Source organism: Kitasatospora brasiliensis (assembly GCF_032654805.1).
GTDB lineage: Bacteria > Actinomycetota > Actinomycetes > Streptomycetales > Streptomycetaceae > Kitasatospora > Kitasatospora brasiliensis.
In genome coordinates, this window is sequence record NZ_JAUOOW010000001.1 from 781,952 (window position 1) to 804,995 (window position 23,044).

Annotated in this window: 22 protein-coding genes; 11 read left to right on the forward strand and 11 right to left on the reverse strand. The window is 73.3% G+C overall.

What is annotated here, in order from left to right; translation table 11 throughout:
* Positions 1–156 precede the first annotated feature (156 nt).
* The 4 genes from QWJ13_RS03570 to QWJ13_RS03585 form a co-directional block, all read right to left on the reverse strand.
* Positions 157–780, reverse strand: coding sequence for an FMN reductase (locus QWJ13_RS03570; RefSeq protein ID WP_316520403.1), 624 nt, complete (start codon positions 778–780; stop codon positions 157–159).
* Positions 777–1,883, reverse strand: a complete 1,107-nt coding sequence (locus QWJ13_RS03575; protein ID WP_316520404.1) for an LLM class flavin-dependent oxidoreductase — start codon at positions 1,881–1,883, stop codon at positions 777–779. The genes QWJ13_RS03570 and QWJ13_RS03575 overlap by 4 nt, the downstream gene beginning before the upstream one ends.
* Before the next feature lie 139 nt (positions 1,884–2,022).
* Entirely contained in the window at positions 2,023–4,305 is a 2,283-nt protein-coding gene (locus QWJ13_RS03580) for a M9 family metallopeptidase (RefSeq protein WP_316520406.1), read from the reverse strand.
* A 270-nt stretch (positions 4,306–4,575) separates the two neighbouring features.
* Positions 4,576–5,145 carry a DoxX family membrane protein gene (locus QWJ13_RS03585; RefSeq protein WP_316520407.1) on the reverse strand — a complete coding sequence of 190 codons (570 nt, stop codon included), beginning with the start codon at positions 5,143–5,145 and terminating at the stop codon, positions 4,576–4,578.
* Between the two features lie 223 nt (positions 5,146–5,368).
* Between QWJ13_RS03585 and QWJ13_RS03590 the strand changes: the two genes are divergently transcribed.
* A complete protein-coding gene (locus QWJ13_RS03590; RefSeq protein ID WP_316520409.1) occupies positions 5,369–5,965 on the forward strand; it encodes a TIGR03086 family metal-binding protein in 597 nt (198 codons plus the stop codon).
* 96 nt (positions 5,966–6,061) lie between these two features.
* On the forward strand, positions 6,062–6,520 hold the full coding sequence (locus QWJ13_RS03595) for a hemerythrin domain-containing protein (RefSeq protein ID WP_316520411.1): 459 nt from the start codon (positions 6,062–6,064) through the stop codon (positions 6,518–6,520).
* A gap of 87 nt (positions 6,521–6,607) precedes the next feature.
* Here the strand turns inward: QWJ13_RS03595 and QWJ13_RS03600 are convergent, their stop codons facing one another.
* Positions 6,608–7,396 (reverse strand): VOC family protein, encoded by a 789-nt coding sequence (locus QWJ13_RS03600; protein ID WP_316520412.1) that lies wholly within the window; start codon positions 7,394–7,396, stop codon positions 6,608–6,610.
* Positions 7,397–7,751: 355 nt separating this feature from the next.
* Between QWJ13_RS03600 and QWJ13_RS03605 the strand changes: the two genes are divergently transcribed.
* The 4 genes from QWJ13_RS03605 (at position 7,752) to QWJ13_RS03620 (ending at position 12,395) form a co-directional block, all read left to right on the forward strand.
* Entirely contained in the window at positions 7,752–8,429 is a 678-nt protein-coding gene (locus tag QWJ13_RS03605; RefSeq protein ID WP_316520413.1) for a TetR/AcrR family transcriptional regulator, read from the forward strand.
* Between the two features lie 155 nt (positions 8,430–8,584).
* Positions 8,585–10,111, forward strand: a complete 1,527-nt coding sequence (locus QWJ13_RS03610; protein ID WP_316520414.1) for an MFS transporter — start codon at positions 8,585–8,587, stop codon at positions 10,109–10,111.
* Between the two features lie 203 nt (positions 10,112–10,314).
* On the forward strand, positions 10,315–11,925 hold the full coding sequence (gene qcrB / locus QWJ13_RS03615; RefSeq protein WP_316520415.1) for a cytochrome bc1 complex cytochrome b subunit: 1,611 nt from the start codon (positions 10,315–10,317) through the stop codon (positions 11,923–11,925).
* A gap of 29 nt (positions 11,926–11,954) precedes the next feature.
* Positions 11,955–12,395: a PPOX class F420-dependent oxidoreductase gene (locus QWJ13_RS03620; RefSeq protein WP_316520416.1), complete on the forward strand. Its 441-nt coding sequence runs from the start codon at positions 11,955–11,957 to the stop codon at positions 12,393–12,395.
* Between the two features lie 94 nt (positions 12,396–12,489).
* Here the strand turns inward: QWJ13_RS03620 and QWJ13_RS03625 are convergent, their stop codons facing one another.
* The 4 genes from QWJ13_RS03625 to QWJ13_RS03640 form a co-directional block, all read right to left on the reverse strand.
* Positions 12,490–12,759, reverse strand: a complete 270-nt coding sequence (locus tag QWJ13_RS03625) for a DUF1876 domain-containing protein (RefSeq protein WP_316520418.1) — start codon at positions 12,757–12,759, stop codon at positions 12,490–12,492.
* Positions 12,760–13,211: 452 nt separating this feature from the next.
* Positions 13,212–13,949 (reverse strand): zf-HC2 domain-containing protein, encoded by a 738-nt coding sequence (locus tag QWJ13_RS03630; RefSeq protein WP_316520419.1) that lies wholly within the window; start codon positions 13,947–13,949, stop codon positions 13,212–13,214.
* Complete coding sequence (locus QWJ13_RS03635) at positions 13,946–14,518, reverse strand: sigma-70 family RNA polymerase sigma factor (protein ID WP_432277417.1); 573 nt, start codon at positions 14,516–14,518, stop codon at positions 13,946–13,948. Before QWJ13_RS03635 ends, QWJ13_RS03630 begins: the two co-directional genes overlap by 4 nt.
* Positions 14,519–14,539: 21 nt before the next feature.
* Complete coding sequence (locus tag QWJ13_RS03640; RefSeq protein WP_316520421.1) at positions 14,540–15,061, reverse strand: hypothetical protein; 522 nt, start codon at positions 15,059–15,061, stop codon at positions 14,540–14,542.
* Positions 15,062–15,186: 125 nt separating this feature from the next.
* Between QWJ13_RS03640 and QWJ13_RS03645 the strand changes: the two genes are divergently transcribed.
* Complete coding sequence (locus tag QWJ13_RS03645) at positions 15,187–15,627, forward strand: thioredoxin family protein (protein ID WP_349256125.1); 441 nt, start codon at positions 15,187–15,189, stop codon at positions 15,625–15,627.
* Positions 15,628–15,735: 108 nt separating this feature from the next.
* On the opposite strand, the gene QWJ13_RS03650 is transcribed toward QWJ13_RS03645, so the two are convergent.
* A complete protein-coding gene (locus QWJ13_RS03650; protein ID WP_316520423.1) occupies positions 15,736–16,698 on the reverse strand; it encodes a helix-turn-helix transcriptional regulator in 963 nt (320 codons plus the stop codon).
* A 188-nt stretch (positions 16,699–16,886) separates the two neighbouring features.
* On the opposite strand from QWJ13_RS03650, the gene QWJ13_RS03655 reads away from it, so the two are divergent.
* The 4 genes from QWJ13_RS03655 (at position 16,887) to QWJ13_RS03670 (ending at position 21,640) form a co-directional block, all read left to right on the forward strand.
* A complete protein-coding gene (locus tag QWJ13_RS03655; protein WP_316520425.1) occupies positions 16,887–17,621 on the forward strand; it encodes an alpha/beta fold hydrolase in 735 nt (244 codons plus the stop codon).
* A 416-nt stretch (positions 17,622–18,037) separates the two neighbouring features.
* Complete coding sequence (locus tag QWJ13_RS03660; protein WP_316520426.1) at positions 18,038–19,474, forward strand: dihydrolipoyl dehydrogenase family protein; 1,437 nt, start codon at positions 18,038–18,040, stop codon at positions 19,472–19,474.
* 208 nt (positions 19,475–19,682) lie between these two features.
* Entirely contained in the window at positions 19,683–20,777 is a 1,095-nt protein-coding gene (locus QWJ13_RS03665; RefSeq protein ID WP_316520428.1) for a WD40/YVTN/BNR-like repeat-containing protein, read from the forward strand.
* Between the two features lie 110 nt (positions 20,778–20,887).
* Positions 20,888–21,640 carry a GNAT family N-acetyltransferase gene (locus tag QWJ13_RS03670; protein ID WP_316520429.1) on the forward strand — a complete coding sequence of 251 codons (753 nt, stop codon included), beginning with the start codon at positions 20,888–20,890 and terminating at the stop codon, positions 21,638–21,640.
* A gap of 389 nt (positions 21,641–22,029) precedes the next feature.
* Here QWJ13_RS03670 and QWJ13_RS03675 read toward each other — a convergent pair whose 3' ends face one another.
* On the reverse strand, positions 22,030–22,992 hold the full coding sequence (locus QWJ13_RS03675; RefSeq protein WP_316520430.1) for a DUF4436 family protein: 963 nt from the start codon (positions 22,990–22,992) through the stop codon (positions 22,030–22,032).
* Between the last annotated feature and the right edge of the window lie 52 nt (positions 22,993–23,044).

The window sequence follows — 23,044 nt, forward strand, 5'->3', positions numbered from 1 at the left end:
CGTACGATTACACCCCAGAGCGGGCATATCGGCACGGTATGCGGCCCGGGAGAGTGCCTCCCACGCCGGGTACGCCGAGGGGCGGGCGCGCTTCCTTGAGCGCCCGCCCCTCGATCGGCCCTCGATCGGCCCTCGATCGGCCCTCCGGCCCCGGGGTCACACCCGCAGGGCCGCCAGTTGCTCGGCGAACGGCACCACCTGGTCGGGCAGCGCCGGCGACGCCGGGGCCCGCCCGGCCAGCAGGGCCGCCAGTTCGCCGGCCGCCCGGTCGATCCGGCGCGGCAGCCCGTCGGCGTACTTGTCCCCCGCCGCGCCCCAGTCGTCGGTGGCCGCGTAGACGGCGGTCGGCAGCACCACCGCGCGCAGGTAGCCGAACAGTGGGCGAACGGCGTGTTCCAGGACGAGCGAGTGCCGGGGGGTACCGCCGGTGGCGGCGATCAGTACCGGTTTGCCGGTGAGCACGTCGTCGTCGAGCACGTCGAAGAAGGACTTGAACAGGCCGCTGTACGAGGCCTTGAAGACCGGCGTCACCGCGATCAGGGCGTCCGCCTCCGTCACCGCCTCGATCGCCGCGCGCAGCCCGGCGCCGGGGAAGCCGGTGACGAAGTTGTTGGCGATCTCCACGGCCAGGTCCCGCAGTTCGACCACGGTGACCTCCACCTCCCGCCCCTCCGGGGCGAGTCGGCGCACGGTCGAGTCGGCGAGCCGGTCCGCCAGCAGTCGGGTCGAGGACGGCTTGCTCAGCCCGGCGCTCACCACCACCAGCTTGTACGCGGTCACTTGGCCACCTCCGTCATCTCGTTCTCCTGCTCCGCGCGGGCCGCGACCAGCGCGGCGTGGGTCGGCCCGTCCGGTACCTCGGCCGGGCGGCCCTTGGCGAACTCCTCGCGCAGCACCGGCACGACCTCCTCGCCGAGCAGGTCCAGCTGCTCCAGCACCGTCTTCAGCGGCAGGCCGGCGTGGTCCATGAGGAACAGCTGGCGCTGGTAGTCGCCGAAGGTCTCGCGGAAGGCCAGCGTCTTCTCGATGACCTCCTGGGGGCTTCCGACGGTCAGCGGGGTCTGCTCGGTGAACTCCTCCAGCGAGGGCCCGTGGCCGTACACCGGCGCGTTGTCGAAGTACGGGCGGAACTCGCGTACCGCGTCCTGGGAGTTCTTGCGCATGAACACCTGCCCGCCGAGGCCGACGATCGCCTGCTCCGGGGTGCCGTGGCCGTAGTGGGCGAAGCGCTCGCGGTAGAGGTTGATCAGCTTCCGGAAGTGCTCCTTGGGCCAGAAGATGTTGTTCGCGAAGAAGCCGTCGCCGTAGTAGGCGGCCTGCTCGGCGATCTCGGGGCTGCGGATCGAGCCGTGCCAGACGAACGGCGGGACGCCGTCGAGCGGGCGCGGGGTGGCGGTGAAGCCCTGGAGCGGGGTGCGGAAGCGGCCCTGCCAGTCCACCACGTCCTCGCGCCACAGCTGGTGCAGCAGCGCGTAGTTCTCGATCGCGAGCGGGATGCCCTGGCGGATGTCCTTGCCGAACCACGGGTAGACCGGGCCGGTGTTGCCGCGGCCCATCATGACGTCCACCCGGCCCTCGGCCAGGTGCTGGAGCATCGCGTAGTCCTCGGCGATCTTGACCGGGTCGTTGGTGGTGATCAGCGTGGTGGAGGTGGACAGGATGATGCGGTCGGTCTGCGCGGCGATGTAGCCGAGCATGGTCGTCGGCGAGGACGGGACGAAGGGCGGGTTGTGGTGCTCGCCCATGGCGAAGACGTCCAGGCCGACCTCCTCGGCCTTGCGGGCGATGGCCACCATGGCCTTGATCCGCTCGTGCTCGCTCGGGGTGCGGCCGGTGGTGGGGTCGGTCGTCACGTCGCCGACGGAGAAGATTCCGAACTGCATGCTGATCACCACATCCCAGGTAGTCCAACTTTCAACCACCTTAGCACCCGGGCGCGGCTCGGTATTCCCGGGTCGTCGCGAAGCCCCGGGCGGGGCGCCGCAGCGCTCCGCCCGGGGCGGTCGGTCGGACGGGGTCGGCTCACATGGTGCTCGTGACGCTCACCCCGCTGAAGCCCTGCTGGGCGTAGAGGCTGAAGTAGACGTAGCCGGCCGGCGGGTCGGTGACGGTCAGCATCTCGGAGTTGTCCGGGCCCGCCGAGCGCGCGGTGTAGCCGGTGGTGTACGCCCAGCCGGTCGGGTTGTAGTAGAGGTCACCGTTGCCGGTGCCGCCGCTGGTGGTGACCTTCACCTGCTTGGTGCCGGCCGGCACCAGGAGGTAGAAGTGCGCGTAGTTGCCCGTGGCGGCCGCGACGTTGCTGCGGGCACAGTTGGCGTCCAGCTGCCGGGTGTCGGCGGCGGTGCACTCGGGCACCTGCGGGACGGTCGGGGTGCCGGCGCAGGCACCGCTGGCGCAGGCGGTCAGCCAGCTGTCGAAGTCGACGTCGTAGCGGGTGCCGATGGTGGTCTTCAGCAGGGTTCGGGCGCCCGCCCAGTCCCCCGTCCGGTACTTGGCGAGAACGGCGTCCACGTCGGAGCGGTGCTGCTCCAGCATGTAGCGGACGGCGAGGTAGCCCCAACGGTAGACCCGGTCCTGGTCGCCGTAGCCGGTGTCGAAGAGGTCGCTCAGCTTGTAGGTGTGCTGCCCGGCCGCCGCGATGGCGCCGTCGTCGGTCACCCTGCGGTACGAGTAGGAGACGTACTCGGCGAAGCCCTCGACCCACCAGACGGTCGGGGTGGTCATGCCGGCGTCGAAGTCGCCGTACATGTCGAACCGGCCGTCGAGGTAGTGGGTGTACTCGTGGTTGAGGTTCCAGATCTCGAACGACGGACGGGCCCACTCGGCCTCGTAGCAGAGGAAGCGCGGCTGGTTGCCGACCGCGGCCGGGTTGCCCTCCAGGTACATGCCGCCGTTGTTGGTGTCGATGCCGTAGATCGCGGCGGCCAGCACCTGGTAGTCGAGCGAGGAGTGGAAGACCACGACCTCGATCGTGCCGTTGTGGTCGTCCTTGACCGGGCCGCTGTCCTTGGCCACCGTGTGGAAGAACGCGTCCTGCCCGGTCAGGCTGGTGCAGGCGGTGCCCAGCCGGGTGCCGTCCAGCGCCTGGGCGATCAGCTTGATGCTCGCGCTACAGGTGTAGTTCACGGTCAGCACACCGGCCTTGAGCTGGTCGGCGGCGTTGCAGGTGCCGTAGTACGAGCAGTTGCCGGCGTCGTAGTAGCCGACCGCCTCGGCGACCGCGGCCCACTGGAAGACCGTGCGGCCGTTCGGCGCCGACGCCGCCACCAGCGCCTTGGCGAGCGGACGGACCTTGGCCTGGAGCGCGGTGTCCTTCAGGAAGCGGGTCAGCTCCTTGGCCGCGTTGTAGACCAGCACCCCGTAGTCGCCGCCGAGCAGGTCATTGTTGCGGACGGCGAAGCCCGACAGCGCGTCCAGCACGCTCGGGTCGGCCTCGACGGCCGCGTCGAAGCCGGGCACCTGGTGGCCGCGGAACAGCACGGTGAACACCGGGTTGAGGCCCCAGGCCATGCCGGCCGGGTTCCAGGTGGAGCTGGTGTAGTCGGTCAGCAGCCGCTTGACCACCGGCAGGTAGCGGGTGTTCTCCTGCGCGCTGTCGACCAGGGTGACGGCCTCGCCCAGGATCGGCGCGTTGCCCGAGCTGACGTCGCGCGAGTGCGCGGCGGCGAAGAACGCGTCCAGCCCGGAGCGGATCGCGGTCTGGAGGGTGGTGCCGTACGTGCCGACGTCACCCGGGTGGTACCACTGCACGAAGTAGCCGGCGCGCAGGAACAGCACCAACTGCTCGACGGAGGTGGAGTTGTCGCCCGGGTAGCTGCCCGCCGCGTCGCGCAGCGCGTACGCCACCGTGGTCATCTGCTCCTCGCGGAACGCGCCGCGCGCGTCGCCGCCGGTGAGCTGGAACAGGCTGTTGATGCAGTCGATGTCGGCGGCCTTGACGTGCTGGACCAGGTCGTTGCCGGTCCGGCCGGTGAAGTCGCCGGTGTTGCAGGCCTGTTGGGCCGCCGTACCGAGGCCGTGGGGCTTGTCGGCCTGCCGGACCTCGGCCGGCCGGGTGTCCAGCGGCAGCGGGGCGCGCCGGTCGACGGAGGCCGACTGCCGTGCGCCGTCGGCGAGTTGGGTGGCGGCGCCGATCGCGGGTTGCGGAGCCGGCCCGGCGGGGGCGCCGGGGGTGGGCGCGTTGCCGGTGGCGGCGGGAGCGGCCTGGCTCTGCGGGGCGAACAGGCCGACCGCCAGGAGCAGGGAGAGCAGCAGCGTCAACAAGCGTGCCGGCTGCGGGGATCGCAGCAGACGGGAAGGGCTCACGTGAGGGCCTCCGGGCCGTCGTCGGCCGCGAGTTGGGGCGCGGCCGGTGGGGGTGTCGAGGACCGTTGGCGGCGGCGCCGCATGGGGGCGGGTCCGCCGTGAACACGGTGGGGGATGTGACATGTACCATGGCACACCTCACACGGCCTTGGGAACCCTGGGCGCTGTGCGCGGATTGCGGGGAAAACGGAAGGAGGCCGTGGTGACGGTTCGCCACCACGGCCTCTCGGCATCAGCCTCGCCGGATCCTCAACGACCCGGCGGGGACGGCTACTTGCGGAGCAGCAGGATCACACCCGCGGTCACCAGGCCGACCACGACGGCGGCCGCGCCGTACGCCAGGCGGTGCGCCCGCAGCACCGGGAGGAAGCGGTCCACGGCGTAGCGGCCGGGGCCGGTCAGGGCGAGCGCGGCGGCGCCGGCGGTGAGCAGCAGCTCGTACTCGCTGCCCTTCGGGGCGAAGAAGCCACCGCCCCAGGTGACGGCGATCGCGTTGACCATCGTGCCGACGATCGCGGCGCCCGCCAGCGGGGTCAACAGGCCGACGGCGAGGCCCAGTCCGCCCAGCAGCTCGGTGAGACCGGCGACCACGGCCATGGCGTGGCCGGCCGGGTAGCCGCTCATGGTGAAGAACTGACCGGTGCCGTCGATCCCGCCACCGCCGAACCAGCCGAACAGCTTCTGGCTGCCGTGCGCGGCCATGGTCAGGCCGAGGACCAGGCGCAGGAGCAGGAGTCCGGCGTCATAGGCGTGCGGGGAGGTCTCCGCGGGCCCGGAGATTCCTCGGGCCGGGCTGACGTTGGTGGTGGCGGCGGTCGTGCTCGGGCTGCTGCTCGGCATGCGCGTCTCCATCGATCGGGGTTCGGTCGTCGCCCGGCGGGGCCGTACAGCCGACCGGGCGCGGTCAGGGAATGTGGTGGTACGGCGGGCGCGGGTCGTCACCCGAGGCCATTGTTCAAATTTGAACCGCCGCTCTTCCGACCGTACCCCGAAGTTCGAATTTGAACAACTGACGGCCAGTCGGCGACTCGCGGGCCCCGCACGGGGCGGGGAGGGTGGAGGCATGGCTCACCGCAGGCAACCCCAACAGGCGGCATGGAACGGCACCCCGTACGCCGAGGCGCTGGCCGCCTTCGGCGAGCGGGTCCGGCTGGTCACCCCCGACCAGTGGGACTCCCCCACCCCGTGCGCCGACTGGTCCGTCCGCGACCTGGTCAACCACCTCACCGGCGAGCAGCTCTGGGTGCCCGAGCTGCTGATGGGCGCCACCATCGGCGAGGTCGGCGGGCGCTTCGACGGTGACGTGTGCGGCGCGGACCCGGTCACCGCCTGGACCGACGCCGCCGACGCCGCCCGGGAGGCCTGGGCCGTCCCCGGCGCCACCGAGCTGACCGTCCACCTCTCCTTCGCGGACACCTCGGGCCAGTACTACCTGGACCAGCTCACCACCGACCTGGTGATCCACTCCTGGGACCTCGCCGAGGGCATCGGACGGCTCACCCGCCTCCCGGCCGAACTCGTCGAGTTCGCGCTCGGCCAGTTCTCCGGCTACGGGGACCTCTCCGGCAGCGGGCTCTTCGACCCTCCGGTGCCGGTGCCCGCGGACGCCGGCCCGCAGACCCGGCTGCTCGCCCTCACCGGGCGACGGGACGGGGGGTGACCGGGCATGTCCCTCTGGCTCCTCCCGGACGGGCGGACCGACGCCGGATACTGGAAAGCGGCGGGGGCAGTCATCCGTGCGAGAGGCGGACGGGCCATGAGCCGCAGGCCGGACATCCTCGGCGAGTTCACCGCCGACCACCGGGCGGCCGTCGAGCTGCTCGACCGGATCGAGGCCGCACCGGTCGGCGCCCCCGGGCGCGTCGAGCTGCTGTCCCGACTGACCGACCTGCTCTTCACCCACTGCGCCGACGAGGAGGAGCACCTCTTCCCGGTGGTGCAGCACGACGTGCCCGACGGCGGGGCCCTGGTGTTCGGCAGCATCACCGACCACCTGGTGATCGGGCAGTACCTCGCCGACCTCCAGGGGCTCCAGCCGGACGACCCGGCCTTCGACACCCTGCTGCGCGGCCTCGCCGAAACCCTGCGCCGGCACCTGCGCAGCGAGGAGAAGCAGCTGTTCCCGGCCGCCCGCAAGGCCCTGCCGGCGGCCGCCCGGGCCGCGCTGGGCGACCGGCTGCGGGCGGAGCGGGCGGAACTGGACGCCTCGGGGTGATCAGTCCTTCGGGTTGGGTCGGCCCTTCGGGTTGACCAGCCCTCCGGGTCGAGTCGACCTGCCGGGTTGACCAGCCCTCCGGTCGACTCAGCCCTTCGGGCTGATCACCGCGAACCGGGCGCCGTCGCGGTCCCGCAGCCGGGCCACCCGCCCGTACGGGGAGTCGAAGGCCGGTCCGACCGCCCCGCCGCCCAGCTCCACGGCCAGGGCCAGCGCCCGGTCGGTGTCCGGGACGGCGAAGGACACCTCCCAGTGCGGCGGCATCCCGGCCGGGCCGCCCGCCTGCTCCTTGGCCAGCGCCGCGACGCTGTGCCCCTCGGCGCGCAGCACCACCCGGTCGTGCTCCCAGCGGACGTCGAAGCGCTCCGGGTCACGGCCGTCCCAGCGGAACACCTCGCCGTAGAACAGCGCCGCCGCGAACGGGTCCGGGGTGCGCAGCTCGATCCAGACCGGCGCCCCGGGCACGTCCAGCTTCCGGGCCCGACCCGGGCGGCCCTCCCAGATACCGAAGGCCGCGCCCGCCGGGTCCGCCGCGATGGCGATCCGCCCGGCGTCGAAGGCCAGCGGGCCGACCGCGAGCGTCGCGCCGCGCTCCCGCACCGCGTCGGCGGCCGCGTCGGCGCTCTCCGTCCCGAAGTAGCTGGTCCACGCGAGCGGGATCGCGCCACCGCCGACGACGCCCAGCCCGGCCACCGCCTCGCCGCCGGTCACCGCGTGCACATAGGGCCCGAAGCGGTCCGGGCTCGGCTCGAACTCCCAGCCCAGCAGCGGCCCGTAGAACTTCTTGGCGTCCTCCAGGTCCCGGGCCATCAGGCTCACCCAGCACGGAACGGCCGCCACGCAGCGCACCCTGGCGGCCGCCTCACCGCTGCCCATCGCGAACCTCCTCCTACCCGCCCGACCGCCGGGCCCCTCCCGACTCCGACGGCCCACCGGCCGCCCGGGACGCCCACAGCCTAGGCGGCCACCCGCACCACCCCGGGGAAGCCATGCCCGGGATCAGCGCACCCAGTTCTTCAGCGCTCCGGTGTCCAGGGAGATCCCCACCGGGTCGGGCAGCCGGACGGTCTTGCCGAAGGGGACGGTGGCGGGGCGCTCGGCCGCGGAGCGATCCGCCCGACATGACGCAGGTCACATGGCGGGCGGAAATTCCGGGGACGGATTCCCCGTTTCGGAGTACGTTGGATGAAGCGGGGAGAATTTCCCCGGATCCTGATGAGGAGCAGTCGTCGTGACCACCGCCACCGAGCCGGCCCGTTCCGCGGGGAGCGCGCGTACGCCGAAGTTGCGTGCGGACGCCAGTCGGAACCGGGAGCGAATCGTGTTGGCGGCCCGGGACGCGTTCGTCGAGTACGGTGCGGATGCGCCGCTGGACGAGATCGCGAAGCGGGCGGGGGTCGGCAATGCCACGCTGTACCGGAACTTCCCGGACCGGCGGGCGCTGATCCACGAGGTGGTGCTGCTCGTGAAGAACCGCGTCCTGACCCGCGCCGAGACGGCTGCGGCGGAAGCGGAACTCCCGGACGGCAGCGGCCCGTTCGACGCCCTCCAGCAGTTCGCGCACGCGTCCGTCGAGGAGAAGGTCGGCGGCCTCTGCGCCCTGTTCAGCAGCCATCTCTCCTCGTCCGACCCGGAGTTGGCCGAGGTCAGGGAGCGCCTGAGGTCCGCTGTCAGCGGGCTGATGGAGCGCGCCCAGGCCGCGGGCGAGCTGCGGCCGGACGTCGATTCCGGTGACCTGTTCATCGCGATGAGCCAGCTGACCCGCCCACTTCCGCACACCTCGTGCCGACTGCACGACGAGTTCGTCCACCGGCACCTCCAGATCTTCCTGGACGGCCTGCGCGCGCCGGCGCCTTCGGCGCTGCCCGGCCGGGCCGCGACCTTCGAGGACCTTCAGACCGAGAACTGACCGACCCACCACCGACCACCACCGGCCGTCCGGCGGCGCCCTGCCGCGCCCTCGCCGCATGCCGCCGACTCGCCTGACCGTACGTCAATCTTCCTTTGCCGTACGGCAGTCGACCGTTCACGCACACCCACAAGCACCGTGAAGTGAGTACCCCCATGCCTCAAGCCGACGCCCGACCGGCGACCCTGCCCGATCCCCGGCGCTGGAAGGCGCTGATATTCATCGGCCTCGCCCAACTGATGGTCGTGCTCGACGCGACCATCGTGAACATCGCCCTGCCCTCCGCCCAGCGGGACCTGGGCATCTCGGACGGCAACCGCCAGTGGGTGATCACCGCCTACGCGCTGGCCTTCGGCGGCCTGCTGCTGTTCGGCGGCCGGATCGCGGACCTCTGGGGCCGCAAGCGGGCCTTCACCGTCGGCCTCGTCGGCTTCGCGCTCGCCTCCGCGCTCGGCGGCGCCGCGGCCAACACCGCGATGCTGCTCGGCGCCCGCGCGCTCCAGGGCGTGTTCGGCGCGCTGCTCGCGCCGGCCGCGCTGTCGCTGCTCGCGGTGACCTTCACCGAGGCCAAGGAACGCGCCAAGGCCTTCGGCATCTACGGTGCGATCGCCGGTGGCGGTGGCGCCATCGGTCTGATCCTCGGCGGCCTGCTCACCGAGTACCTGAACTGGCGCTGGACCTTCTTCGTCAACATCCCGTTCGCCGTCGTGGCCACCGCCGGCGCGGTGCTGGTGATCCGCGAGCCCGCCGGGGGCCGCAACCGCAACCGGCTGGACATCCCCGGCGTGCTGCTGGTGACCACCGGCCTGGTCTCGCTGGTCTACGGCTTCACCCGCGCCGAGTCCGACGGCTGGTCAGCCGCCAGCACTCTGGGGCTGTTCGCCGCGGCCGCCGTGCTGCTGGCCGCCTTCGTGGCGGTGGAGTCCTTCGTCAAGGCCCCGCTGCTGCCGCTGCGGGTGCTGCTCGACCGCAACCGGGGCGGGGTGTACCTGTCGCTGGGCATGGCCGTGATCGGCATGTTCGGTCTGTTCCTCTTCCTGACCTACTACCTCCAGATCGTGCTCGATTACAGCCCGGTGCTGACCGGTGTGGCCTTCCTGCCGATGGTGGCGGGCATGATCACCGGCTCGACCCAGATCGGCGCCCGGCTGATGACCAAGGTCCCGGCCCGGTACCTGATGACGCCCGGCTTCCTGGTCGCCTCGGTGGGCATGTTCCTGCTGACCCACATCGGCCTGGACACCTCCTACCCGGCGCTGATCCTGCCCGGCCTGGTGCTGATGGGCCTCGGCATGGGCACCGCGTTCATGCCGGCCATGAGCCTCGCCACCCACGGCGTCCAGCCGCGGGACGCGGGTGTGGCCTCGGCGATGGTCAACACCTCGCAGCAGGTCGGCGGCGCCATCGGCACCGCGCTGCTGAACACCATCGCGGCCAGCGCCACCACCAGCTGGCTGACCTCGCACGCCATCGCCTCGGCCACCTCGCCGGAGGCCGCCAAGGCGTTCCAGGCCCAGGGCCTGGTGCACGGCTTCTCGACCGCGATCTGGGTGTCCTTCGGCATCCTGGTGGCGGCGGCCGCGGTCGCCTTCACCTTCGTCAACGCCGGCCGGCCCGGTGCCACGCCGGGCTCGGCGCAGGGCTCGGCGGCGGAGAACGAGGTGCCGGTGCTGGTGCACTGACCTCGGGCCCCAGGGGGCTTCCGTCCACTCGGGTGTGTTTCGCGGCCCGTCCGGTGTCTTCACGGCACCGGACGGGCCGCTTCCGTTCCCGGGCTCCGGGGAGAAGGACCCCCGGGGTGGAAACGGGGATCACTCCCCGATTATGGTGACTCCAGCGCGAATCGGGGACTCATCCCCGTTTCCTTGGGACGAGGTGCGTGCACATGACCCGGAATCAGAGCCCAGGACGGGGGCGGCGAACCGCCGACTGGGCGGACGGCCGGCTGGGGATCTACACCCTGGCCAGGGCGAACCTGCGGAAGATCTTCCCGGACCACTGGTCCTTCATGGTGGGCGAGATCTGCCTCTACACCTTCGTGATCATCATCCTGACCGGCGTCTGGCTGACGCTGTTCTTCAAGCCCGGCATGGGCGAGGTGGTCTACGCCGGCTCGTACGCGCCGCTCCGGGGCGTGCCGATGTCGGAGGCCTACGCCTCCACCGTGGACATCAGCTTCGAGGTGCGCGGCGGCCTGCTGATCCGGCAGATCCACCACTGGGCGGCGATCGTCTTCGTCGCGGCCATGTTCGTCCACATGATGCGGGTGTTCTTCACCGGCGCGTTCCGCAAGCCCCGCGAGATCAACTGGGTCTTCGGCTTCCTGCTGCTCTTCCTCGGCATGCTGGACGGCTTCTTCGGCTACTCGCTGCCGGACGACCTGCTCTCCGGCACCGGCATCCGGTTCATCGAGGGCTCGATCCTGGCCGTCCCGCTGATCGGCACGTACATCCAGATGTTCCTGTTCGGCGGCGAGTTCCCCGGCCACGACATCGTGCCGCGGTTCTTCACCCTCCACGTGCTGCTGATCCCCGGCATCATGCTGGGGCTCCTGGTGGCGCACCTGATCCTGGTCTTCCACCACAAGCACACCCAGTGGGCCGGGCCGGGCAGGACCGAGAAGAACGTCGTCGGCATGCCGCTGATGCCGGTCTACCTGGCCAAGGCCGGCGGGTTCTTCTTCCTGGTCTTCGGCGTCATCGCGCTGGTGGCGGCGATCGCGACCGTGAACCCGATCTGGGCGTACGGCCCGTACCGTTCGGACCAGGTCTCCACCGACGCCCAACCGGACTGGTACATGGGCTTCGCCGAGGGGCTGATCCGGATCATGCCCGGCTGGGAGATCGGGCTGTGGGGCCACACCCTCAACCTCGGAGTGCTCATCCCGTTCGCGCTGTTCCCGCTGGTCCTGGGCGCCATCGCGGTCCACCCGTTCGTGGAGGGCCGGCTGACCGACGACCGGCGGGAGCACCACCTGCTCGACCGGCCCCGCAACGCACCCGTCCGTACCGCGCTCGGCGCCGCCTGGATCAGCCTGTACCTGGTGGCGCTGGCGGCCGGCGGCAACGACCTCATCGCCACCCATCTGCACCTGTCGCTCGACTCCATCACCTACGCCGCCCGGGTCGGCTTCTTCGCCGTGCCGGTGACCGTCTTCACCGTCACCAAGCGTTGGTGCCTGGGCCTCCAGCGCCGGGACCGCGACAAGGTGCTGCACGGGCGCGAGACCGGTGTCATCAAGCGCCTGCCGCACGGTGAGTTCACCGAGGTGCACGCCCGGCTCTCGCCGGCGGAACTGCACCGGCTCACGGCGCACGAACAGCCCCGCCCCCTCGAACTGCCCGCCCCGGTGGACGAGAATGGAGTGGCCCGCCCGGCGGGGGCGCTCGCCCGCACCCGGACCCGGCTCTCCCGCGGCTTCCACGGCGAGGGCGGCCGGATCCCCAAGCCCACCGCCGAGGAGTTCCGCGAGATCACCGAGGGTCACGGGCACTGACCCGCCCCCCGACGGCACAGGGAGGACAGGTGCACCACCGAACCGACCGGCTCGCCGACAGCAGGTACCTGCTGCTCACCACCTTCGGCGAGGACGGCAGCCGGCTGGAGTCGCAGCTCTGGGTGGTGCCGGACGGCACCGCGCTCGGGGTCTGGACCCCGGCCCACTCCGGCGAGGCCGAACGGATCCGCCGCCACCCCCGGGTGCTGATCGGCCCCTGTGACGCCCACGGACGCCCCACCGGCCGCATGGTCCCCGCCCGGGCCAGGCTCTGCGGCCCCGACGACACGGCGCGCTACCGCACCTCGCTGATCAACAAGTACGGCCTGACGGCGCTGCTCGTGCTGGCCCGCAGCCGTTTTCGGGTCGGGCTGTCCGGGACGGTGGGCATCAGGATCACCCTGAGCGAGCTGGAGCAGCGGCTGGTCGGGCCGGAGTGGGATCCGCCGGCCACCTACAGCGTCAACTGACCCATCGGCACGCCGCGTTGAGTGCCGGGGCCGCGCAAGAGGGCGGCCCCGGCACTCGGCGCTCACGCCACCGCTCACGGCAGCGGGCAGGAGGTCAGGACAGCGGGTGGGTCGGGACCGGGCTGACCTCCTGGATCTCGCCGTGGGCCTTGGTGAGCAGCTGCGAGGCGAGCTCGTTGAGCGCGCGAGCCCCCGCGATCTCCTCGCCGACCCTCAGCTGTTCCGGGTCGGAGGGGTGCCGGCTGCTGTAGCCGTGGGCTCGCAGTTCGCTCCCGTCGCCGAGCCGCAGCATCGCCGCGGCGCTGGTCCGCGGCCCCTCTTCGCGGAACTCCATCTCGATGTGCCAACCGACCAGAGTCTGCATGGCGGATCACCTCCATCGGTTACTCCTCCAGGGTGCGCCGCACCCACCGCGAACACCAGGCCAGCGGGGGCGGGGGCGACCCCCTGAGGGGATCGAACGCGTTCAGGGGAGGCGAATCCGCTGGTCAGGGTGGTGGCCCAGTCGGAATGACCGGCGGATGATGTCGATGCGACCGGCCCTGGGGATCTCCGCCCCCGAGGGGTTCACGCTCTGCCGACGGGCCACCGCGATCCGTACGACCTCACGCCGAACGGGCAGTTGACGCCCGCCGAGGTGGGCACCGCGGTGTGGCGGCCGGCCGAGCACGCGACCGCCCTCACCGCCGCGCTCGGGCGGGCGCTGGACCTGGAGACCCCGGCGTGACCGGCGGCGGCGAGCCGAGCCCGCGCCGGCCGGGTGTCCGGGGCGCGGCCCGGGTGGAGCGGCTGGAGTCCTCCACGGTCCGCCTGGCGTCAGGTGTGGTGCGCTGGGATCGCGACGAGTAGCGCGCCGCCGTCCTGGACCCGGACCTCGAAGTGGTCGATGTCCCCGGGCTGGAGCGCCGCGCCACCGGTGGTGCGCACCGTGCCGTCCCGGCCGCCGTAGCCGCCCGCCGGGACGGACCAGGTGGTGACCGTCTGCTGTTCGCCGGTGCGCGAGACGGCGACCAGGCGGCAGGTCAACGGTCCATCGACTCCCGAGAGTCGGAGGCTGACCCGAGTGCCCCAGGTGGTGCCGTCCAGGCCGACGGTGGCGTGGGCGCCGGTGGCCGGGTCGGTGGCGCTGAACTGTTCGGCCACGGCGACCACGGCGGGGGTGTTGTCGGCGGTGAGGACCGCGACGGTGACGGCGGGGCCGGCGGCCATCATCGCGGTCGCGGCCAGGGCCAGCACCAGCCGCCGCACCCGGCCCCGGTGCCGGGCGGCGCCGACCTCGGCGACCAGCCGGTCCAGCAGTCGCGGGTCCGGCCGCGGGGTCGGGCCGGCCGGGTCCGCCCCGACAGCCCGGGCGGAGGCCGCGTACTCGGCCAACAACGGCTCCACTGCGCCGAGTTCGGCCACCTGACGGGCGCACTGAGGGCAGTCGGCGAGGTGGCGCTCGAAGGTGGCGCGCTCGGCGGGCTCCAACAGGCCGAGGACGTACGCGCCGGCGTCGGTGTGCTCCGGGGCGCCGTGGGGCCCGCCGGGCACCGGGTCGGGGCGTTCGGTCACGATGTCACTCCCCGTTCCTCCAGCGCGAGCCTGAGCGAGCGCAGCGCGTAGAACAGCCGCGAGCGCACCGTCCCGGCCGGGATGCCGAGTTCGGCGGCCGCCTCATTGGCCGTGCGGCCCTTCAGGTAGGTCTCGACGATGATCTCCCGGTGCGCGGGCGAGAGGTCCCCGAGCGCGTCCGCGACGGTCATCATCCGCAGGGCCCGGTCGATCTCGTCCTCGGCGGGCAGCTGTTCCAGCGCCGACGCGTCCACCTCGCGCGGACGGGCCAGCGCGCTGCGGTGGCCGTCGATCACGATCCGCCGGGCGACCGTGACCAGCCAGGGCCGCAGCGAACCGGCCTCCGGGTCGAGCCGGTGGATGTTGCGCCAGGCGCGGAGCAGCGTCTCCTGCACGACGTCCTCGGCCCGCTGCCGGTCTCCGGCGACCAGGTGGAGCACGAATCCGAACAGCGGACCGGCGTGCTCCCGGTACAGGGCGCGCATCAGATCCTCGTCCGGCGCCCCCGCACGGTGGCCGCCCGGGCGACCGACGGAGTGCTCCTCGGTCACCAGTTCATCGTTGCGCACCCGGGGCTCCTGGGCGAGGGATCAGTAGCCGGGGCTGCCGGGCATCGCGCCCGCTTTGCCGCCGCTCGGGGTCAGCGCGAACCAGGTGCCGCCGACGCCCTGGCCCTTGGTGTCCCCCGGCTTGGTGTCCGGCGAGTAGCGGTAGGCCGGCCGGCCGTTCAGGGTGACCTGCTTGGTGCCGTCGGCGCGGGTGACGGTGCCGACCAGCTTGCTGTCGATGCCCTTGACCGTGACGTTGCCGGTGGCGTGTTCGGGCGGCCAGATGGTGGCGCAGCTGCCGTTGCAGTACGACTCCGGCGGGTTGTGCTCGTCCTGGTCGAAGCGGTACAGCGTGAAACCCGCGCTGTCGGTGACGATGGTGCCCAGTTTCGGGTCCTGGACGGTCTGCAGGGTGACGCTCGCGCTGCTCGGACTGCTCGGACTGCCGCTCGACGGGCTTGAGGAGCCGCCGGACGATCCGCAGCCGGCGATCAGGGCAGCCGCCGCGATGCCGGACGCGGTCAGCGCGACGCTCCGGCGGGTGATGCGGGGTGTGCTGCGCATGGAGGGTGCCTCCCACAGGGGGAAGGAGTCGGACGGACCGGACACCCTCCCGTACGGACGGCGGCCGCCGACTGCTCAACCAGGCCGTCGGGAGTGTGCGGAATACCCCGCCGACCGGGACGGTTGTGGCGGCTACATGGCCTGGCCGCCACCTCCGGAAGGGAAGGAATCACGAGATGAGCAACACGGTCGAGCTGACCAAGGAGAACTTCGACGACATCGTCCCGGGCCCGGAGGGCAAGGACTTCGTCTTCATCGACTTCTGGGCGGGGTGGTGCGGGCCGTGCCGCCAGTTCGCCCCGGTGTACGAGAAGGCGGCCGAGCGCCACTCGGACCTGGTCTTCGCCAAGGTCGACACCGAGGCGCAGCAGGAGCTGGCCGCCGCCTTCGGCATCCAGTCGATCCCGACGCTGGCGATCGTCCGTGAGGGCGTGCTCGTCTTCTCGCAGCCCGGCGCGCTGCCGGAGGCGGTCTTCGAGGACCTGATCGGCCAGGCCCGCGGGCTGGACATGGCCGAGGTGAAGCGCAAGGTCGCCGAGGAGCAGGCGGCCGGCGGCCAGGCCTGATCCGAAGCGTCCTGGGCCCGGGGAGCACCGCCTCCCCGGGCCTTCGGCATGCCCGGGTGCCGGTCAGGCCGCCTCCCGTCAGGTCGGCTCCCGTCGGGCCGGCTCCCGTCAGGTCGGCTCCGCGCCCCAGGCGGCGAGCCGGGCCGCGAGGGCCCGCACCTCGGCGCGCAGCGCGGCGGGCTCACGGACGGTGAACGGCCACCCGAGGCCGGCCAGCAGCACCGCGACGCCGTCCAGGTTCTGCGCCCGGGCCCGCAGCAGCACCCGGCCCCCGGCGAGTTCGGTGAGCGTGCCGACGGCGGGCGGCAGTCGGCGGCGGGCCGCGGTGAGGGTGGTCTCCAGCTCCACCTCCACCCGGTGCCGCCAGGGCGCCCCGGTCAGTGACTCCACCACGTGCTGGACCGGGTCGAAGCCGTCGGGCGGCTCGAATCCCGCCTCGCCCTGCTCGACCCGGGTGATCCGGTCCAGCCGGAAGGTGCGCGGCTCGCCGCTGCGGTGGTCGAGCCCGGTGGTGTACCAGCGCCCGGAGTGGAAGACCAGCCCGTACGGGTCGAACTCGCGCTCGCTGGGGCGGTCCTCGCGGTCCCGGTAGCCGAGCCGCACCCGGCGCCGCCGGCGTGCCGCATCGGCCAGGGTGAACAGCGCGGTGGCGGCCGGGCCGGGGCCGGTGGCGGGGGTGGCGGTGAGGCCGAGGGTCTGCTCGACGGCGGTGACCCGGTCGCGCAGCGGCGGGGGCAGCACCCGCTGGATCTTGGCGAGCGCGGTCTCGGTGGCCCCCTCCCCCACCGACAGGCCGGAGCTGCGGCCGGCCAGCAGGCCGAGCACCACGGAGGCGGCCTCGTCCGGGTTGAGCATCAGCGGCGGCAGCCGGTAGCCGGGCCGCAGGCGGTAGCCGCCGTAACGGCCGCGTTCGGCCTCCACGGGGATGCCGAGCTCGGCCAGCCGGGCGGCGTAACGGCGGACGGTGCGCTCGTCCACGTCGAGCCGGGCGGCCAGTTCGGCGCCGGTCAGGCCGGGGCGGTCCTGGAGCAGTTCCAGCAGGGCGAGGACGCGGCTGACCGGGTGCTCCATCGTGCGCGCCTTCCTCTCGGTGCCGTGTTCCGTGCGCCGCTTCCGCCGTCCGCCGGAAATCCGGGCGACTTCTGTCCGGATTCGATCCTAGAGTCGGCGGTGGAGCAGGCCCCACCGGGCCCCGGGCCCCTGCCTCTCCGACACATCCCGGATATCCCGGACACCCCCCGATGAAGGAGCGATCCGCCATGAGCACGTTCGTACTGGTCCCCGGGTTCTGGCTCGGCGCCTGGGCCTGGGACGAGGTGGCCGCCCCGCTGCGCGCGGCCGGGCACCGCGTCCATGCAGTGAGTCTGCCCGGATTGGGCGAACGGGCGGGCGAAAAGGGCGAGTTCGGGCTGGAGGAGCACATCGCCGACCTGGCCGAACTGCTGGTCAGGGAGGACCTGCGGGAGGTGGTACTGGTCGCGCACAGCGGCGCCAGCGCGCCGGTGGGCGGGGTCGCGGACCGGATGCCGGAGCGGATCCGCCGGGTGGTCTACCTGGACAGCGGCCCGATGGCCGATGGCTCGTCGGTGTACGGGCTCTGGCAGCCGGACTTCCAGCGGCTGGCGGACGCCTCGCTGGTGGACGGCCGGCTCCCCTTGCCGTCCTGGGAGTTCCTGGCCGAGCACGGTTCGAGCGTGGCCGGACTGGACGAGGCCGCCCTCGCCCACGTCCGTGAGTTCGCCACCCCGGAGCCGGCCGAGGCGTTCCGGGACCGGCTGCGGCTGACCGGCGCCGGGGAGCACCTGCCCCACGCGCTGGTCTCCTGCTCCTACCCGCTCGCCCAGGTGCGGGAGCTGATCGCCGCCGGGCACCCGTTCTTCGCCGCGCTGTCCGGGCCGAACTGGGAGCTGCGCGAACTGCCCACCGGGCACTGGCCGATGTTCTCCCGCCCGACCGACACGGCGGCGGTGCTGGCGGAGCTCGCCGCGCTCTGAGCCCGATGCCCTTGGGCCCCGGTGGCGGCGGGCTGTCCCGTCCGCGCCCACCGCTGTCCCGACGGCGCCCTCGGCGGGCCCGTCCGTCGCGCGAACCCGCCGGGTTCGGCAGGATGGGGCCCACGCCGTATCCGAGCGGAGAACGGGCCCATGCGCGCGCGGCCGAGCCTTACCGAACCGCCCGCCGCCGGGCCGGAGTTCGGGCCGGCCCGTGGCAGCGGGCCGGTCACCCGGCCGCGCGGGGGCCGCGAGAAGTGGCCGTCGGCGGCGGTCCGGGTCAGGCTCGGGTACGGGACCGAAGGCGGCCGCGGCCCGCTCCCCCGTGGGCGCGCCCGGCTGTTCGACCACCGCGGGCGCACACCCGCCGCCCCCGCCCGGCGGGCCGGGGCGGCCATCGAGACGACGGAGGACAGGGCATGACCAGCACCGCCGAGGAGTACGACGTCATCGTCCTGGGGGCCGGCCCGACCGGCGAGAACGTGGCCGACCGGACCGTCGCCGCCGGGCTGCGCACCGTGATCGTGGAGGCCGAACTGGTCGGCGGCGAGTGCTCGTACTGGGCCTGCATGCCGAGCAAGGCGCTGCTGCGCCCGGTGGCGGCGCTGGCCGACGCCCACGCCGTGGCCGGCTCCCGGGAGGCGGTCGGCGACCGGCGGCTGGACCCGGAGGCGGTGCTGGCGCGGCGGAACTCCTTCGCCTCGGATTGGAAGGACGACGGCCAGGTCCAGTGGCTGCGCGACACCGGCATCGAGCTGGTCCGCGGCCACGGCCGGCTGGCCGGGGTGCGGACGGTGACGGTGGAGGCCGAGGACGGCAGCGAGCGGGTGCTCACCGCCCGGCACGCCGTCGCGGTGTGCACCGGCAGCCGCCCGGTGCTGCCCGCGCACGTCCCCGGGCTCGCCACCGTCCACCCCTGGACCAACCGGGAGGCGACCGGCTCGCCGACCGTCCCCGGGCGGCTGGCGGTGGTCGGCGGCGGGGTCGTCGGGGTGGAGATGGCCGCCGCCTGGCGGGCGCTCGGCTCCGAGGTGGTGCTGCTGGTGCGCGGTCACGGCCTGTTGCCGCGGATGGAGCCGTTCGCCGGCGAGCTGGTCACCGACGGCCTGCGGGCGGCCGGGGTGGACGTCCGCTTCGGCACCGAGGTCACCGCGCTGGAGCGGGTCGACGGCACGGTGACCCTCACCCTGGACGACGGCGGGACGCTGGCCGCCGACGAGGTGCTGTACGCGACCGGCCGGGCCCCGCGCACCGCCGACATCGGGCTGGAGCAGGTCGGCCTGAAGCCGGGCGACTGGATGGACGTGGACGACAGCTGCACGGTGCTCGGCGTGGACGGCGAGTGGCTCTACGCCGTCGGGGACGTCAACCACCGGGCGCTGCTCACCCACCAGGGCAAGTACCAGGCGAGGATCACCGGCGCGGCCATCGCCGCCCGCGCCCAGGGGCGCGCGCTGGACACCTCGCGCTGGGGCGCGCACGCCGCGTCCGCCGACCTCGCGGGTGCGCCCCAGGTGGTGTTCACCCAGCCGGAGGTCGCCGCCGTCGGCCTCACCCTGGCCGCCGCCGAGGAGGCCGGACTGCGGGTGAGGACCGTCGACCACGAGATCGGCGCCGTCGCCGGGGCCTCGCTCTACGGTGACGACTACCGCGGCCGGGCCCGGGTGCTCTTCGACCTGGACCGCGAGGTGATCGTCGGGGCCTGCCTGGTCGGCCCCGGGGTGGCCGAGCTGATCCACTCGGCGACCGTCGCGGTGGTCGGCGAGGTGCCGATCGACCGGCTCTGGCACGCGGTGCCCTCGTACCCGACGATCAGCGAGGTCTGGCTGCGGCTGCTGGAGGGCTGCCGGGGGTGAGCGCGGGCCCGGCGGGCGGGCGCGGGTCGGCGGGCCGGCGTGGGTGCGCGCCGGGTCGGGCGCGCGGGTGAGCGCGGGGGCGGCCCCCGCGCTCCCGTCGGCCTCCCGGGTGACGGCGCGGCGAGATGTGACCATCGGTGGACGGGGTGAGACTGGCAGTCGGGGGTCTTCCCGGGGGGCCGTGCTCGTGACCCAGGTGGTGTGAGGCATGACCGAAGTGCTGTTGGCCGTCGGAACCGAGAAGGGCCTCTTTCTCGGCCGCAGCCGCGACCGGCTGACGTGGGAGTTCAGCGGGCCGCACTTCCCGATGAACGCGATCTACTCCGTCTCCATCGACCGCCGCGACGGTCGGACCAGACTGCTCGCCGGGGCCGACAGCAGTCACTGGGGCCCGGCGCTCTGGCGCTCGGACGACCTCGGAGCGAGCTGGGACGAGGCCCCGCAGTCGGCCATCCGCTTCCCCGAGTCCACCGGCGCCTCGCTCACCCGGGTCTGGCAGCTCCAGCCCGCCGGACCGGAGGCCCCCGGCGTCGTCTACGCCGGCACCGAGCCGGCCGCGCTGTTCCGCTCCACCGACGGCGGCGAGTCCTTCGCCCTGGTCGAGCCGCTCTGGAACCATCCGCAGCGCCCGCAGTGGGGCGCCGGCTACGGCGGCCAGGGCCTGCACACCATCCTGACCGACCCGCGCGACCCGCAGCGGCTGCTGGTCGCCGTCTCCAGCGGCGGCGTCTACCGCAGCAAGGACGGCGGCGACAGCTGGGAGCCCTCCAACACCGGTCTGCGCGCCGAGTTCTTCCCGGAGGAGAGCCAGTACCCCGAGTTCGGCCAGTGCGTGCACAAGATCGCCCCGGACCCGGCCCACCCGGACCGGCTCTACCTCCAGAACCACGGCGGCGTCTACCGCAGCGACGACTGGGGCGGCAGCTGGCACTCGATCGCCGACGGGCTGCCCGCCGAGTTCGGCTTCGCCGTGGCCGCCCACCCGCGCCGGGGCGACACCGCGTACCTCTTCCCGCTCGGCGGCTCGGACGACCGCATCCCGCCCGGCCGCCGCTGCCGGGTCTTCCGCACCACCGACGGCGGCACCAGCTGGGAGCAGCTCGCCGAGGGCCTGCCCGGCGAGGACCACTACGGCATCGTGCTGCGCGACGCCCTGCGCACCGACGACGCCGACCCGGCCGGGATCTACTTCGGCAACCGGACCGGCGACGTGTACGGCAGCCACGACGAGGGCGAGAGCTGGTCGCTGCTGGTCTCCCACCTGCCGGACGTGCTCTGCCTGCGGGCGGCCGTGGTGGGCTGACGGACCCGGCCCACGGCCGTCCGCCCACCCCTGGAAATCCGGTTGCCCACGGAGGGAACCTCGGTGAGCATGAGCCGCTGACGGACGATCACACGATTGTGGGGTGGGCCATGGCCGAGGACTGGGTGGTCAGGCGGAATTCCGACGGCGAGCCGGTGCTGCGCTACCTGCTGGACGAGCGGGAGGGGCGGCCCTGGGCCGATCTGCTGGAGGTCCTGGACGAGTCGGTGGACGCCGCCGGGTACATCCGGGCCGAGCTGCCCGGCTGGGTGGTCTCCGGCCCCCCGGAGCTCGGGCAGGAGCTGGTGGCGCACGGCGCGCGGGTGCTGCGGCACGCCCACACCTTCCACCGCGACCTGCACGCCGATCCCCCGCCCGCCGACTGGGCCGGGGCACCGCTGCGCGAGGGCCTGCGGGCGGTGCCCTGCGACCGCTCGCCCGAGGACCTGTACGAGGCCTGGCGGGCCGCCTTCCCGGCGGACCACGTCGACTACTACCCGGGCGAGGACGCCCAGGTGCTGGCCGAACGCCTGGCCCCGCTGCTCGCCGGGAGGGTGATCGGCCCGGTGCTGCCGTCCAGCGTGCTCGCGGTGGACGCCGAGGACCGGGTGGTCGCCGGGCTGATCCTCACCGACCGTGACGGCCGACCGTGGATCGCCGACGTCTTCCGCCACCCGGAGCACGGCTACCGAGGCCTCGGCGCCGACCTGCTGCGCTGGTCGCTCGGCGACGCCGCCGAGCGCGGGCTCCCCGACATGACCCTGGTGGTGAGCGAGGGCAATCCGGCCCGCCGGGTCTACGAGTCGCTGGGCTTCCGGCTCCAGGAGACTTCGCTGACGGTGGTCGTGCCCGACGCCGCGTAGCAACCGCGTCCGGACCTCGCCCGCGCCCCGCAGGGCCCGCGTGCCCCACTGTTCAGGGCCGGGCGAGTTCCAGGACGGCCATCCCGCCCGGCACCGTGAGCGCGGCCGTCATCCGCAGCCGGCCGAGGCGCTCGCGGAACACCACGGCGGCGATCAGCGCCGCGATCACGATGCTGGTCTCGCGCAGCGCCGCGATCGCCGACCTGCTGGACGGCGCGGGCCGGGTGGTGCTGCTCGGCGCCGGGCTGTCCGGCGCCGTGGTGCTCGACCTCGTCTACCGGCTGCGCGCCCTCGGCCTGCTGGTGGACGCCCTCACCCAGACCCCTGCCGGCGCTGCGCGGCCCCCGCGCCGAGCGTGCCCTCGGCCTCTCGGCGGACGTCACGGCGGACTACGCGTACGAGCGCGGGTGCCCGCCCTCGATCCGGGCGCCGCGGACCACGACCATGGTCAGGCCGACCGCGACCAGCAGTTCCGCCCAGAAGAACGCCGCGTAGTCCAGCAGCGAGCCGATCGGCGGGCTGCCGGGCGCGGCGTTGCGCATGCCGACCAGGGCGAACAGCGTGGCCGCCATCCAGCCGAGGGCGGGCCAGACGATGCCGCGCCGCTGCCGGACGATCAGCCAGGCGGCCACCAGCACGGACAGCGCCAGCGCCCACATCGCGGCCATCATGAACCAGGCCAGGATGAAGGTGCTGCGCGAACGGCTGATCCGCTCGGTGACGGCGACGCCGAGGTCCACGCTCTCCTTCCCGGCCTGCCGGAAGGCGAAGAAGGGGTCGGCCTCCTGGAGGCCGACCACCACCGGGACGGGGCGCCCGCCCGCGGTGGCCTGGAATCCGACGAGCGCGTTGTAGTGATCGAACGGGTAGTCCGAGATCCGCCCGTCGAAGAGGTTGAAGGTCACCGCGCTGGAGCCGACCTGCCGCCCGGCCGGGTAGCTGAGCGAGCCCTGTTCCAGCGAGGTGGTCTCCAGCACCACGTCCGTCGCCGGAACGAGCGGGTTGTCCGCCTGGTGCAGGGCGCCGTGCGCCAGGACCAGGACCTTCGCGGTGAGCGTCTGCGCGGCGGCGTCCACCCGTTGGAGTGTCACGTCGACCTCCAGGAAGTCCGGGCCGGGCGCGGCGCCCACCACCTGGGTGCTGCCCCGGCTGGAGCGCTCGTCCAGGTAGAGCAGCAGCCCGGCCGCGCAGAACACCAGGATCACGGCCAGCACCGCGTACGGGCGCCAGGGAGCCACCCTGGGCACCGGTGGCGGGGCGCTCGCGGCGCGCCCCCGGGCGTGGAGGCGGACCCGCGGCCGGGCCGCCGGGCGCGTGCGCCGGTCGGCCCGCCGGTGCGGCGGCGCGCTCATCGGCCTGCTCCCACGGTCGGCGGTGGCGGCTCGTACCGCCCGTCCCGCCACC